The sequence below is a fragment of the Microbacterium sp. ZW T2_14 genome, from assembly GCF_044987405.1.
Taxonomy (GTDB): domain Bacteria; phylum Actinomycetota; class Actinomycetes; order Actinomycetales; family Microbacteriaceae; genus Microbacterium.
Genome location: NZ_JBJDRK010000038.1, coordinates 40,336 through 51,947, shown reverse-complemented (window position 1 = coordinate 51,947; position 11,612 = coordinate 40,336). Strand labels below are relative to the sequence as shown.

Annotated in this window: 11 protein-coding genes; 5 read left to right on the top strand and 6 right to left on the bottom strand. The window is 71.2% G+C overall.

Translation table 11 applies throughout. The features are described from left to right. Positions 1-167: 167 nt before the first annotated feature. Positions 168-350, bottom strand: a complete 183-nt coding sequence (locus tag ACI3KY_RS13600) for a PspC domain-containing protein (RefSeq protein ID WP_404930700.1) — start codon at positions 348-350, stop codon at positions 168-170. A 189-nt stretch (positions 351-539) separates the two neighbouring features. On the opposite strand from ACI3KY_RS13600, the gene ACI3KY_RS13595 reads away from it, so the two are divergent. Further along, positions 540-1,577, top strand: coding sequence for a hypothetical protein (locus ACI3KY_RS13595; protein WP_404930699.1), 1,038 nt, complete (start codon positions 540-542; stop codon positions 1,575-1,577). A gap of 13 nt (positions 1,578-1,590) precedes the next feature. Here the strand turns inward: ACI3KY_RS13595 and ACI3KY_RS13590 are convergent, their stop codons facing one another. Both ACI3KY_RS13590 and ACI3KY_RS13585 read right to left on the bottom strand, forming a co-directional pair. Then, on the bottom strand, positions 1,591-1,773 hold the full coding sequence (locus ACI3KY_RS13590; protein ID WP_194414577.1) for a PspC domain-containing protein: 183 nt from the start codon (positions 1,771-1,773) through the stop codon (positions 1,591-1,593). 139 nt (positions 1,774-1,912) lie between these two features. Next, positions 1,913-3,601, bottom strand: a complete 1,689-nt coding sequence (locus tag ACI3KY_RS13585) for an ABC-F family ATP-binding cassette domain-containing protein (protein ID WP_404930698.1) — start codon at positions 3,599-3,601, stop codon at positions 1,913-1,915. Positions 3,602-3,917: 316 nt separating this feature from the next. On the opposite strand from ACI3KY_RS13585, the gene ACI3KY_RS13580 reads away from it, so the two are divergent. Next, complete coding sequence (locus tag ACI3KY_RS13580; RefSeq protein WP_404930697.1) at positions 3,918-4,169, top strand: hypothetical protein; 252 nt, start codon at positions 3,918-3,920, stop codon at positions 4,167-4,169. 34 nt (positions 4,170-4,203) lie between these two features. Here the strand turns inward: ACI3KY_RS13580 and ACI3KY_RS13575 are convergent, their stop codons facing one another. Further along, positions 4,204-4,875, bottom strand: coding sequence for an alpha/beta hydrolase (locus tag ACI3KY_RS13575; RefSeq protein WP_404930696.1), 672 nt, complete (start codon positions 4,873-4,875; stop codon positions 4,204-4,206). A gap of 74 nt (positions 4,876-4,949) precedes the next feature. Further along, complete coding sequence (locus ACI3KY_RS13570) at positions 4,950-5,573, bottom strand: hypothetical protein (protein WP_404930695.1); 624 nt, start codon at positions 5,571-5,573, stop codon at positions 4,950-4,952. 98 nt (positions 5,574-5,671) lie between these two features. On the opposite strand from ACI3KY_RS13570, the gene ACI3KY_RS13565 reads away from it, so the two are divergent. From ACI3KY_RS13565 to ACI3KY_RS13555, 3 genes are all read left to right on the top strand, one after another. Further along, positions 5,672-6,259, top strand: coding sequence for an NUDIX hydrolase family protein (locus ACI3KY_RS13565; protein WP_404930694.1), 588 nt, complete (start codon positions 5,672-5,674; stop codon positions 6,257-6,259). A 61-nt stretch (positions 6,260-6,320) separates the two neighbouring features. After that, positions 6,321-8,234, top strand: a complete 1,914-nt coding sequence (locus tag ACI3KY_RS13560; RefSeq protein ID WP_404930693.1) for a M3 family metallopeptidase — start codon at positions 6,321-6,323, stop codon at positions 8,232-8,234. A 204-nt stretch (positions 8,235-8,438) separates the two neighbouring features. Next, positions 8,439-10,205 (top strand): hypothetical protein, encoded by a 1,767-nt coding sequence (locus tag ACI3KY_RS13555; RefSeq protein ID WP_404930692.1) that lies wholly within the window; start codon positions 8,439-8,441, stop codon positions 10,203-10,205. Positions 10,206-10,536: 331 nt separating this feature from the next. Here ACI3KY_RS13555 and ACI3KY_RS13550 read toward each other — a convergent pair whose 3' ends face one another. Then, positions 10,537-11,607 (bottom strand): threonine aldolase family protein, encoded by a 1,071-nt coding sequence (locus tag ACI3KY_RS13550; protein ID WP_404930691.1) that lies wholly within the window; start codon positions 11,605-11,607, stop codon positions 10,537-10,539. Positions 11,608-11,612 lie beyond the last annotated feature (5 nt).

Genomic DNA, 11,612 nt, shown 5'->3' with positions numbered 1-11,612 from the left:
GTTCCCACCCCGCCGCCGACCGCGGAGGCCGAGCCGCCGAGTGGTCCAGGCAACAGCGGCACCGCCCCAGGACGCACGAAGGAGCCGAAGAAGCCCTGATCGGCGGGCGTGCTCGCTGCCACCGCGCTCAGAAGGCCGGCCTGCGGGCGACTCGTCCCTCGCCGGCGTCAGCCCTCCTCCGGCAGGAGGATCCACAGCAGCAGGTACATCAGGATCGAAACGCCGAAGAACACCGTCGACGCGACCGTGAGCACGCGCACCGGCACCACGCTGCAGCCGAAGCGGTCCGCGATGCCTTGGCAGACCCCGGCGATCATGCGTCCCCGTCGGGGACGGACCAGGCGGTGCATGGGTTCATCATGGCGCGCCGGACGGGGGCCCGCCAGGGCCCCGGCGAACGGCTGCCGCGGAGCGCGGGGGTCGGAGGGGCTGGGATCCAGCGCAGGACGCCGGCCCGCAGCCGCAGGACGACCGCGGCCGTGTGTCCGAATCGTTGCGGAATCCGTGCGTCCCCTGCGGTTCGCCGTCGATAGAGTCGCGTGACCCCCCTCGATGGAGATGCTGTGCGACGATCCTTCGCCCTTGCCCTCGCCGCGCTCGCTGTTCTCGGCGCCCTCACCGCGTGCGCGCCGGCGGAACAGCAGCCGGAAGCGACAGCCACGCCGACCGCGCATGCGACGCCGTCGCCGACGCCGAGCGCGCAGCCTCTCGTCGTCGGCCCCGGCGAAAAACCACCCGTCTTGCTCGAGGGCGACTGCGCTGCCGCGCTCACTCCCGCGGACCTGCGCTCGGTCACCGGCGCTGAGCTGCAGCTCACGTCCTCTCACAGCGACGGCGACGTCGGGAACGCGGGTGGACTCGGTTGCCGCTGGAGTGGAGGGAGTTCAGGAGTGGTGGTCGAGATCCTCCCTGCTGCCGGACTCGATGGTGCCCGGTTCCCGGCGGATCAGGTGCCGTACTACTTCGAGGAGTGCGACCCGGACTGGGTCTGCTCCGGGCGTGCGGAGACGGAGGACCTCTGGTTCAGCGCGTCGTTCGAGTACTTCCCCGGAATGGATCGCGCCGAGATCGACGCCTGGACGTCGGCGCTCGCGAACGTCGTCGTCGAGAACGTCCGTGCGGCCGACAGCGAGCCGTGGACGCGCGACCGTGCGGGGTGGTGGTCCGAGTTGGACTGCGCGGCCCTCGGTGACACGATGTCCGGCCTTCTCGATGCGATGTTGACCGGGGACACCGGCGGGTACATCGATCCGCCGCTGCCCGGCGTGCTGATGGCGGCTCACGCATCGAACTGGTCGAACTGCTACCTCGGCGACGGCGCGCACACGATCGAGGTGTACTCCGCCGCCGGCCAGGCGTGGGGACTGCCGACCGCGACCGAGAATGAGCCCTTCGACACCGGTGTACCCGGGATCACCGCCTGGCGTGAGGCCCCCGCCCAGTCGACGCCGACTGCCAGCTACGTGCTGACCGACGGCGTGAACAGCCTCACGGCGTACATCTCGACGGATGCGCCGTGGTCGGCGGACGACGCCGCGATCGCCCTCGCGTACGCGGCGGCGTCCGACTGGCGCTGACCGCCGCGGGATCTCAGTGCTCGGAGGGGACCAGGATCCAGAGCAGGATGTAGGCCCACAGCGACAGGCCGAAGAAGACGACGGCGATGACGGTGAGGATCCGGATCAGGGTCACGTTCCACCCGAAGCGGTTGGCGACGGCGGCGCAGACGCCGGCGATCCATCGGCCCTGCTGAGGTCTGACGAGTGCGTTCATGTCTTCATCATCCGCGAGCCGGGCCGGCGACGCACGGGTGCTGGCCCCCGGAGCGCGAGGGGAGCAGGCCGGGGTCGGGCAGGACCCCGCGCCGCGGCATCCGTCCCCACACGAGCGGGACGGATGCCGCAGCCCCGGGTCAGCGCTCCGTCAGGCTGCCGTCGCGGTCGAGCTCCAGCACGAGGCTGACGCCGATGCGCTCGAGGAATGCGTCGTCGTGGCTCACCACGAGCACCGCACCCCGGTAGGCGGCGATCGCGTCGACGAGCTGGTCGACCGTGTCGAGGTCGAGGTTGTTCGTCGGCTCGTCGAACACCAGCAGCTGCGGCGGCGGATCGGCGAGCATGAGCCGGGCGAGAGCCACCCGGAAGCGCTCGCCGCCCGACAGCGTCCCCACCGGGCGCTCGACCGCTGCTCCTCGGATGAGGAACCTCGCCAGCCGGTTGCGCAGCTCGACGATCGTCACACCGGGCGCCGAGGGAACGACGTTGTCGAGCACCGACGCCGCGTCGTCGAGGCCGTCGACACGCTGCGGCAGGTACCCGATGCGGTCGGTGTGCAGCTCCCCGCGTACCGTTCTCAGGACATCCGGGCCTGCGGCCGCCGCCGATCCCGGATTTCCGGGGCTGTCATCGGCGTGGCCCGCGGCCGATCCTGAGAACGGTACAGCGTCGGCGCGCGCCGGTCCCACAAGGCGCTCCAGCAGGGTCGTCTTTCCGGCGCCGTTGGGGCCGATCAGCGCGACCCGCTCGGGTCCCTGGATCACCCACGTGCGCTCGCCGTCGCCGAGCGTGGCGATGCGGCGCCCCGCGGGAACGCCGGGGTCGGGCAGGTCGATCTTCACGATGTCGTCGTCGCGCACGCGGCGCTCGGCGACATCGAGGGCTTCTCGAGCGGATGCCTCGCGGTCGGCCTTCTCGCCGCGCAGCTTGCCCGCCGAGACCTGGGCCGCCATCCGGCGTCCGTTCGCGACGATCTTCGGCACGCGCTTCTCGTCGAACGCCTTCTGCCCCATCGCGGCGCGGCGCGAGATCGTCGTCTCGGCCTCGATGCGCTGGCGCTTCTCGCGCTTGACGGCCTGGCGCGCCGCGCGCTCGGCGTCGCGGGCGGCGCCCTGCTCGGCATCCAGCCAGGCCCGCCACTGCGAGTACGGGCCGCCGAACACCGACAGCTCGTTCGCGTACAGCTCGGCGGTGTCGTCCATCAGCTCGAGCAGCGCCGTGTCGTGGCTCACCACGACGAGGGCGCCCCGCCACGAGCGCACCATGTCGTACAGGCGCGCGCGGGCGTCGCGGTCGAGGTTGTTGGTCGGCTCGTCGAGGAGGGCGATCTCGGGACCGCGCAGCCGGATGCCGGCGATCGCGGTGAGCACCGCCTCGCCCCCCGACAGCTGACCGACGTTGCGGTCCAGCATGTCGGGTGCGAGTCCGGCCTCGGCGAGTGCGGCGTGTGCGCGCGCCTCGATGTCCCAGTCGGAGCCGACCGCGTCGAAGTGACGGGGATCGGCGTCGCCGGATTCGATGGCGCGCAGCGCGCGGAGCGTGTCGCCCACGCCGAGCAGGTCGGCGACGGGCCGGTCGACCTCGAGCGTCAGCCGCTGCGGCAGGTACGCGGCATCCGCTGTCCGCGAGATGTGCCCCGCGGAGGGTGTCAGGTCTCCGGCGATCAGGCGCAGCAGCGTGGACTTGCCGGAGCCGTTGCGCCCGACGAGGCCGGTGTGGCCGGTGCCGAACGATCCGGAGACGTCGGCGAGGGCGACGGTGCCGTCGGCCCAGGTGAACGAGACCCGGTCGAGGATGATGACGGGTGTGAGGGTGTGTGCGGGCATGAGGCCTCCTGTGTCGGTCATGCGCTGACACCGCGGACCGCGGATCCGCCCGGAATGCCGGGGGCGCAGAAGAGCCCGAGAACGGCGGGGAAGCGGTGGTCGACGTGCAGCGCGGAATCTTCAGGCGCTGCGAGACGTCGAGGGTCGACGGAGCAGCGCGATTACAGCGCGCGAGCGTCGATCAGCTTCAAGGGAGTTCCTCACCGAGGGGACAAAGGCCGAGAGACACCATAGCGGATGACGCGGAGAGATGGGTGAGGAGATCTCCGTCGCGCGGGGGAGTACGCCGCTCGCGCCCGACCGTAGCGTGGGAGCCATGAGCGACTCGACGCCGTCCCCCCGCATCCCTCGGTCCGCTGCCCGGGCATGGGTCGTCGCCCTCGCGGGCGGCATCGGCATGGGCGTGGCGTTCGGCACCTCGCTGGGGGTCGCCCTCGGGAACGTGGCGGTCGGGATCGCACTCGGGTTCGCCCTCGGTGCGGTGTTCGCGGGAGTGTTCGCCGCCGCGAGCGCCCGACGCCGTGGCACCTCGGCGGCCCGTCAGGAACCGCCTGCCGGCGATCGCTAGCGCCGGGCGGGATTGCGGGGAGGTGCCGGAATCGTCAGAGTCCGCGGGCGCCGTCGAGCGCGGTCAGCCGCTTGTCGAGGAAGGCCGCGACGTCGGCGATCTCCTGCTCCGAGACGCTGTGCGTCAGCCCCGGGTAGACCCGGCCGCTCAGGTCGGCGTGCTCGGGCAGCCATTGCGTCGTGTGGGTGACCACGAACTCGGGGATGACGTCGTCGTTCGTCCCCCGTCCCCAGAACACCGGTGGGCGCAGCTCGGCGAGCTCGGCGTCTCCCGGCACATCGCCCGGCGTGGCGTAGCCCGACAGGTTGACGGCGTACGCGAAGCGCGGCGGGTCGAGGCGCATCGCCTGCAGCGAGACGGCACCGCCCTGCGAGAAGCCGAGGAGACCGACGGATGCCGCGCCCGCCGCATGCTCGTCGATCCACGCGATCACGGCCCGGGCCGCGCGGGTCACGTGCGAGGCATCGCGCCCTTCAAGTCCTTCGATCGGATACCAGGATCGGCCGGGTGCCGGCCACGGCGGCGCGAGCGGCGCCGCGAGGCTCGCCACGACGAACGTGTCGGGCAGGTACTGGCGGAGCGGGTAGAGGTCGTGCTCGTCGGCGCCGTAGCCGTGCAGGAGCAGCAGCAGGTGCCGGCCGTGGAGGCCGGACCGGTCGGTCGACCACAGCACGGCGTCGGCATCGAGGACGAGCGCTTCCGGCATGCCGACATCCTGCCACCGACCGGCGACGCCGGCATCAGGCCTCGGCAACCCGGCGCGTATCCGGGGTACGCGGGTCAGATCTTGATGGGGAAGGTGAGCAGGATGCCGACTCCCACTGTCATCACGACGAGCGCGAGCCCCAGCAGCACCCGACCGATCCAGGTCCGCACGTCGCGTTGCGACATCGCCGTCAGGAAGAGCACGAGGGCGAACAGCACCGTGAGGAGCGAATAGTTGTCGCCGCGCTGGTTGCTCTCGAGAGCCTCGGCGAACTTGGCGTCGGCGCGCTCGTTGAGCTCCACCGCCTCCACCTCGCCGGGTGGCACGTACTCCTCGCGGATGAAGGGGGCATTCTCCTGCATGCCGTCGGCCTGCCATGCGTCGAAGGCGACCGCGAACCACGGCTGGAAGCGATCTTGGATGTACTGCGCCAGCTCTTCGTCGCCTTCGCCCTCGGCCAGCACCCACTGCGCGTAGACGGACAGGTCGAACTGCTGAGCCGCCCGCGCCTCGTTCTCGGCACTCGCGGCCTGGATGCGGGCGCCCGACGCCTCGCTGAACGCGATCGACATCTCGCCGCCCCACTTCGACGACTCGAAGCCGCACCACGCGGTGAGCACCGCGGTGATCGACAGCACGAACACGCCGACGATGTCCTGGATACGGCTGATGCGCGTCTGAGGCGGGTCCACTGCCATGGCGTCCTCCCGGAAACGATGCCCTCAGACTATTGACGCGTCGGCCTCAGCGGCGAGGACGCGCGGTGGAAACGGGACGGAGCGGGTATACAGGAGGCATGTCCGTGCGCACTCCCGACCCCGAACCTGCGGGCGACGAGCCGTTCGGCCCGCCTGCGGGGAACATCTCGAACCCTGCCTGGCTGAGCGACATCGAGCTCGAGGAGGCCCGCCGACGCCTGCCGATGCTCTACGTCGAGGGTGTGCCGGTGCGCACCGACGGGATGGGACAGGTCACGCAGGTCGGGATCCTGCTGCGCGCGACGCCGGTCGGCGAGATCTCGCGCACCATCGTCTCGGGCCGCGTCCGCTACGGCGAGACGGTCCGCGACGCGCTCTTCCGCCACCTCGAGAACGACCTCGGGCCGATGGCCTTCCCGATGCTTCCCCCGCAGCCGACGCCCTTCACGGTGGCCGAGTACTTCCCGCTCCCGGGCGTGAGCGCGTACCACGACGATCGTCAGCACGCCGTGTCGCTCGCGTTCGTCGTGCCCGTCACAGGCACCTGCGAGCCGCGCCAGGATGCGCTCGAGGTCACGTGGCTGACGCCCGATGAGGCGGCATCCGATGCCCTCTCGGCCGAGATGGAAGGCGGACGGGGCACCCTCGTACGTCTCGCACTGGCCAGCGTCGGGGCGCTGCGCTGAGCAGTCCGCTCGGCGCGGAATCGCCTCGCGCGCTGTCGGAGCGGGCACATAGGCTCGCAGGGTGACCCCGGAACCCCTGCCCTTCCCGTCCGACGCCGCCGGCTGGGCGGCCTTCGTCGACGAGCGGCCCGCCGCCCGCATCGCACGCGTGAACGAGATCGACGAGCGGTTGAAGACCGAGCCGGCGCTCACCACCGCCGAGCGTCTGGAGCTCTGGAACGACGCCGACCTCGCACTGAGCGAGGCGCTGAGCGAGTCGTATCTGCTGAGTGAGTCGCACCCCGAAGCAGCGGTGCGCGACCGCGCAGAGGCGCAGGTGCAGGCCGTCGAGTCGCTGTCGGCGGCGCGGCTGCTCGACCGCGACCTGTGGACGGCTTTCGCGGATGCCGCGACCACCGGCCTGGACGACGATCAGGCCCGCCTGCTCGACCACCTGCTGCGCGACTTCCGCCGCGCCGGCGTGCAACTCGACGACGCCGACCGCGAGCGAGCCCGGCAGCTGGCGGACCGCGACACCGAGCTGTCGCTGGCTTTCTCTCGGAACATCCGCGACGGGCGTCGCGAGATCACCGTCCCCGTCGACGGACTGGGCGGCATGCCCCAGGACTTCCTCGATTCCCACCCCGCCGATGAGCACGGCCGCGTGACGCTGTCGACCGACTACCCCGATCTCATGCCCGTGCGCGATTACGCCCGCGACAGGGAGACACGCATCGCCCTGGTGAGCGCCTACAACGACCTCGCGTGGCCCACCAACGACGCGATCCTCGCGGAGTTGCTCGAGGTCCGCGCGGAGCGCGCCCGGCTGCTGGGCTATCCCGACTGGGCGGACTACGAGACCGAGACCCGCATGATCGGCTCCGGCGCGGCGATCCCGGCTTTCCTGGCGCGGCTCGACGACGCCTCGCGCTCGGCGGCGGAGGCCGAGTATCCGCAGCTGCTCGAGCGTCTGCGGCACGATGTGCCCGACGCGCAGGTCGTGACCATCGCCGACTTCTGGTACCTGCTGGGCGCGATCAAGCGGGAGCAGTACGACGTGGATGCCCAGCTCGTCCGCTCGTACTTCCCGTTCGAGCGGGTCGTGGCGGGCGTGCTCGACGTCACCGGCCGTCTGCTCGACGTCGAGTACGTCCGGGTGGATTCGCCCGCCTGGCACGACGACGTGCAGTCGTTCGACGTGACGCGCGGGGGTGAGCGGCTCGGACGCATCCACCTCGACCTGCACCCGCGAGAAGGCAAGTTCAGCCACGCCGCCTGCTTCCCGCTCGCACCGGGCGTCGTGGACCGTGTGCTGCCCGAGGCGGCGCTGCTCTGCAACTTCTCCCGTGGCCTTCTCGAGCACGACGAGGTGCTGACGTTCTTCCACGAGTTCGGCCACCTCGTGCACGACATCCTCGGCGGACGCCAGCGCTTCGCCCGGTTCAGCGGAGTGGCGACGGAGTGGGACTTCGTCGAGGCGCCGAGCCAGCTGCTCGAGGAGTGGGCGTGGGATGCCGGTGTGCTTGCCTCGTTCAGCGGCAACGCGGAGGGCGAGCCCATCCCCGCCGACCTCGTGGCGCGCATGCGTACGGCCGACGCCTTCGGTCGTGCCCTGGAGGTGCGGCGGCAGCTGGGGCACGCGAACGTCTCGTACCACCTGCACGTCGACCGGCCGGCGGACCTGCAGGCCGAGACCGAACGGCTCTACGCCGCCGCCAGCCCGGTGCAGCCCCTGCCGGGACTGCACTCCTACGCGGGGTTCGGCCACCTCACCGGGTACGGCGCATGCTATTACACCTACCAGTGGAGTCTCGTGATCGCACGCGATCTGCTGAGCGGCTTCAGCGGGGGACTGATGGATGCCGCGGCCGGCCGCCGCTACCGCGCCGAGGTGCTCGAACGCGGCGGATCGCGTGACGCGAACGACCTCGTCGAGGGCTTCCTCGGGCGTCCGTCGTCGTTCGACGCGTACCGGGAGTGGCTCGCCGGCTCCTGAGGTTTCCTGCAGACAGTCGAGCGATGTAGGGTTCACCTACCCCCTGCGCAGCCACCTGCGACACAACCCCCCGGTGTCGTCGAGGACGGTGCGGCCACCGCTGCTCGCGCGCGAGGCGACATGTTCGCCGGCGCCGTGGCACGGCACGCACGCCTCCGCCGAGAGCACTCGCCGACACAGCAAGCCAGAAGCGGAGACGCACCGATGTCCGACCACGCCGTCAACACCGGAAACCCGGGCCAGGATGACCCGACGCCGTTCGACAACCTCATCGGCGGCGGCGGGGCGACGACCTCCTTCGGGTCGGGGTTCACGACGACCTTCCGCGGGTACGACAAGGAAGAGGTCGACGCCGCGATCGCCGGACTGGACGCCCGCGTACGTGCGGCGCACGACGAGGTGGCGCAGCTCAAGCAGCACCAGCGCCGCGCCGGTGCCGCGGTCGCGCAGAGCCGTGCCAAGGCGGAACGGCTGGAGGCAGAGCTGCAGGCCGCTGCGGAGAAGCGCCAGGCCGAGATCGACGCGGCGATCGCCGCCCGGCGCGCGGAGCTCGACGCCGCGCTCGAGGCCAAGCAGGCGGAGATCGAACGGCTGGAGGCGGCGCTCGCCGACGCCGAGGAGAGCCGTCGCGCGGAGGTCGAGCGGGTCGCATCCGAGGCATCCGCCGCCCGTGAGGAAGAGGGCGACGTCGTCGCGCGCCTGCGCGGCGAGCTCGAGCTCGCGAACGCCAAGATCGCCGACGCCGAGCAGCGCGTGCAGACCCTGAGCGACGAGCTCGTCGGGGCGACCACGGAGTCGCCGAATCGTCAGCAGTTCGAAGAGGTGCTGCGCGTCGCCGAGGACCAGGCGAGCCTGCTCATCCGCAACGCGAGCATCCAGGGCGACCGCCTGCTGGAGGCGGCCCGCGAAGAGATCGCGAACCGCCGGTCGTCGGCACAGGCCGAGGCCGAGGGCATCGTCTCGCAGGCGCAGCACGAGGCCCAGCAGGTGCGACTCAAGATCGACACCGAGCTGACGGCGCACGAGGCCCGCATCGAACGCGAGGCGGCGCACGCGGCCGAGAAGGTGTCGCAGGCCGAGCGCGAGGCCGCGGCCATCCGCTCCGAGGCCGAGAAGGGCGCGGCCGTACTCCGCTCGAGTGTCGCGCGAGAGACGGCGCGCGACCGGTCCGAGGCCGAGGAGGCGGTGCGCGAGCTGCGGCTGCGCGCACTCGAGTTCGAAGCATCCCTCACCCGTCGTCAGGACGATGCGCACCAGGAGTTCCTCGTGCTGCACAACCAGGCGGTGGCGCACGCCGAGCGCATCACGCAGGACGCCAACGACCAGGTCGCCGCGTCGCTCGATCACGCGCAGCGCGTGTCGGTGAAGGCCGAGGACTTCGAGCGGCTGATGCGGGCCCAGTCCCAGCAGATCGAGGCCGACGCGCAGCTGCGTGCGCGCGAGCACCTCGAGCGGGCGCACGTGAAGGCGGAGCGCATCATCGACCTGGTGACGACGCACTCCCAGTCCGTGCTGCGCGACGCCGAGGACCGCACGCGCACGCTCCGCTGGCAGCAGCACCAGCTGATGAGCTTCATGGCCGAGGTGAAGGAGCTCATCCGCCCCGAGACGGCGGTCACGTCCTCCGCTGTTGAGGGTGCGGCGCTGGTCGCATCCCCCGATCAGGAGGGGACGGATGCCGCGCCCGGCGCGCCGGCCGAGCCCGAGGCTGCCGAGGTCGAGGTCGCGGAGGTCGAGGCTGCCGAGGTCGAGGACGCCGACGCCGGCGGATCCGATGGCGCCGAACAGACGGCCGATGTCGCCGAGCAATCCGAAGAGCCGGCCGACGCCGACGCCGACGCCGACGCCGACGCCGAGATCTCCGACGCCGACCCCTCCGAGGCCGAGGCGAAGGACGGCGAAGAGAGCGAGATCACGGTCGACGAGCAGGGCGAGGATGTCGCGGACCGCGAGGAGTCACGCGACGACTGACTCCGGTCGTTGAGCGAAGGGCGCTCTCGCGCCCGAGACGAAACGCCCCGGACCCGGCTTCTGCACCGGGGTGCGGGCCGTTTCGTCTCGCTCGTTCCTCGCTCGCTCAACGACCGGGCACCAGGAGGAGCGTTTCGTCTCGCTCGTTCCTCGCTCGCTCAACGACCGCGGCACCAGGAGGAGCGTTTCGTCTCGCTCGTTCCTCGCTCGCTCAACGACCGCGGCACCAGGGGGGCGTTTCGTCTCGCTCGTTCCTCGCTCGCTCAACGACCGCGGCACCAGGAGGGGCGTTTCGTCTCGCTCGCTCGACGACCGAGGGCCGCCGACATACTCAGGCGGCGGAGGTCTCGCGGGCGATGGCCGCGATGAACGCGTCGATGTCGTTCTCCGAGGTGTCGAACGCGCACATCCAGCGGACCTCGTTCTTCGCGGCATCCCAGTCGTAGAAGCGGAACGAGGCACGGAGGCGATCGGCGACACCCTCGGGCAGGGTGGCGAAGACGCCGTTCGCCTGCGTCGGCTGCGTGAACGCGACCCCGCGGATCGACCCGTCGGCAAGCCCTGCCTCCACGCCCGCGCGCAGGCGCTGCGCCATCGCGTTGGAGTGCGACGCGTTGCGCAGCCACAGATCGCCGTCGAGCAGCGCGACCAGCTGCGCCGACACGAAGCGCATCTTGGACGAGAGCTGCATGTCGAGCTTGCGCAGGTACGTCAGGCCGCGGGACGCGTCCGGGTTCAGCACGACGATCGCCTCGCCGAGCATCGCCCCGTTCTTCGTGCCGCCGAAGCTCAGCACGTCGACGCCCACGTCGCGCGTGATGGCGCGCAGGGGAAGTCCGAGGGATGCGGCGGCATTCGAGATGCGGGAACCATCCATGTGCAGGTGCATGCCGTGGCCGTGCACGTGCTCGGCGATCGTCCGGAGCTCGTCCGGGGTGTAGAGCGTGCCGAGCTCGGTGGACTGCGTGATCGACACCACGAGCGGCTGAGCGCGGTGCTCGTCGCCCCAGCCCCACGCCTCGCGGTCGATGAGCTCGGGCGTGAGCTTGCCGTCGTCCGTCGGCACGTTGAGGATCTTGATGCCGCCGACGCGCTCGGGGGCGCCGCCCTCGTCGACGTTGATGTGAGCGGTGGTCGCCGCGATCACCGCGCCCCAGCGGGGGAGCATCGACTGCAGGCCGACCACGTTCGCGCCGGTGCCGTTGAAGACCGGGTACGCCTCGATCCCCTCGCCGAAGTGCTGCGCCATCACGGACTGCAGTCGCTCGGTGTACACGTCCTCGCCGTACGCGACCTGGTGGCCGTCGTTGGCTGCCGCGATGGCGGCGAGCACCTCCGGGTGGATGCCGGAGTAGTTGTCCGAGGCGAAGCCCCGCAGGTTGGTGTCGTGGATCGTGGTCACGGGTG

Excerpts from the sequence above, each read along its gene's own strand:
- ACI3KY_RS13600 (WP_404930700.1), bottom strand. The coding sequence starts at position 350 with ATGCACCGCCTGGTCCGTCCCCGACGGGGACGCATGATCGCCGGGGTC.
- ACI3KY_RS13590 (WP_194414577.1), bottom strand. The coding sequence starts at position 1,773 with ATGAACGCACTCGTCAGACCTCAGCAGGGCCGATGGATCGCCGGCGTC.
- ACI3KY_RS13585 (WP_404930698.1), bottom strand. The coding sequence starts at position 3,601 with ATGCCCGCACACACCCTCACACCCGTCATCATCCTCGACCGGGTCTCG.
- ACI3KY_RS13580 (WP_404930697.1), top strand. The coding sequence starts at position 3,918 with ATGAGCGACTCGACGCCGTCCCCCCGCATCCCTCGGTCCGCTGCCCGG.
- ACI3KY_RS13575 (WP_404930696.1), bottom strand. The coding sequence starts at position 4,875 with ATGCCGGAAGCGCTCGTCCTCGATGCCGACGCCGTGCTGTGGTCGACC.
- ACI3KY_RS13570 (WP_404930695.1), bottom strand. The coding sequence starts at position 5,573 with ATGGCAGTGGACCCGCCTCAGACGCGCATCAGCCGTATCCAGGACATC.
- ACI3KY_RS13565 (WP_404930694.1), top strand. The coding sequence starts at position 5,672 with ATGTCCGTGCGCACTCCCGACCCCGAACCTGCGGGCGACGAGCCGTTC.
- ACI3KY_RS13555 (WP_404930692.1), top strand. The coding sequence starts at position 8,439 with ATGTCCGACCACGCCGTCAACACCGGAAACCCGGGCCAGGATGACCCG.